Origin of the sequence: Pseudoroseomonas cervicalis ATCC 49957, from assembly GCF_000164635.1 — a bacterium.
Classification (GTDB): domain Bacteria; phylum Pseudomonadota; class Alphaproteobacteria; order Acetobacterales; family Acetobacteraceae; genus Pseudoroseomonas; species Pseudoroseomonas cervicalis.
In genome coordinates this window covers 1-1,325 of record NZ_GG770987.1, presented here as the reverse complement: position 1 = coordinate 1,325, position 1,325 = coordinate 1, and the positions used below count along the sequence as shown (strand labels likewise).

1 protein-coding gene is annotated in these 1,325 nt (G+C 75.1%); it reads right to left on the bottom strand.

Features of this window, described 5'->3' with window-relative positions; translation table 11 throughout:
- A partial coding sequence (locus tag HMPREF0731_RS21010; RefSeq protein WP_007006252.1) for an L-glutamate gamma-semialdehyde dehydrogenase occupies positions 1-1,325 on the bottom strand: 1,325 nt, incomplete at both ends.

Sequence of the window (1,325 nt, the reverse complement as noted above, 5' to 3'; positions counted from 1 at the left end):
CCCTGCGCCGCCAGCCAGTCGCGCAGCGCCAGCGCCTCGGGTGCCGGGGCGGGCGAGGCGGGCAGCGGCGGCGCGGCGGGCGCTTCCGCCATCAGGCGCCGCAGATAGAGCGGCCCCCCCGCCTTCGGCCCGGTGCCGGACAGCCCATGCCCGCCAAAGGGCTGCACCCCCACCACGGCGCCGATGATGTTCCGGTTGACATAGACATTGCCGGCCGGTGCCGCCTCGGCCAGGGCTGCCACCGTCTCGTCGAGCCGCGTGTGCAGGCCGAAGGTCAGCGCATAGCCGGTGGAGGCGATGTCGCGCAGCAATTGCGGCAGCGCCTCGCGCCGCCAGCGCAGCACATGCAGCACGGGGCCGAACACTTCGCGCCGCAAGGAAGAAAGACTGTCCAGCTCGATCAGCGTCGGCGCCACGAAGGAGCCGCGCGCGGCGGCCTCGGGCAGCGGCAGGGCGTGCACCTTGCGGCCGGCTTCGCGCATCGCGGCGATGTGGCGCGCGATGCCCTCGCGTGCCGCCTCGCTGATCACCGGGCCGATATCGGCCGACAGCGCATCGGTGCGGCCGAGCGACAGCTCCGCCATGGCGCCGCGCAGCATGGTCAGGATGCGCTCCGCCGCCTCCTCCTGCAGGCAGAGCACCCGCAGCGCCGAGCAGCGCTGGCCGGCGCTGTCGAAGGCCGAGGCCAGCACATCCGCCACCACCTGCTCCGGCAGGGCCGAGCTGTCGACGATCATGGCGTTCTGCCCGCCGGTCTCGGCGATCAGCGGCACCGGGCGGCCCTCGCGGCCGAGGCGTTGCGCCAGGCTGCGATGGATCGCCTGCGCCACCTCGGTGGAGCCGGTGAACATGACGCCCTGCACCCGCGCATCGGCGACCAGCGCGGCGCCGACCTCGCCCTCGCCGGGCAGCAGCTGCACGGCGGCTTCCGGCAGCCCGGCCGCGTGCAGCAGGGCGATGGCCTGGGCGGCGACCAGCGGCGTCTCCTCGGCCGGCTTGGCCAGCACCACATTGCCGGCGGCGAGCGCCGCCGCGACCTGGCCGGTGAAGATGGCCAGCGGGAAGTTCCAGGGCGAGATGCACAGCACGGGGCCGAGCGGGCGCGTCGCCTCGCCCTCCAGCGCGCGCGCCTGGGCGGCGTAGTAGCGCAGGAAATCCACCGCCTCGCGCAGCTCGGACACCGCATTGGGCAGGGACTTGCCGGCCTCGCGGATCAGCGTGGCGAAGAGGTCTGGCGCCCGCGCCTCCATCAGCTCGGCGGCGCGCTCCAGCAGGGCGGCGCGTTCGGCGGGCGGCGTCGCCGCCCAGGCGGGGGCGGTGGCTTC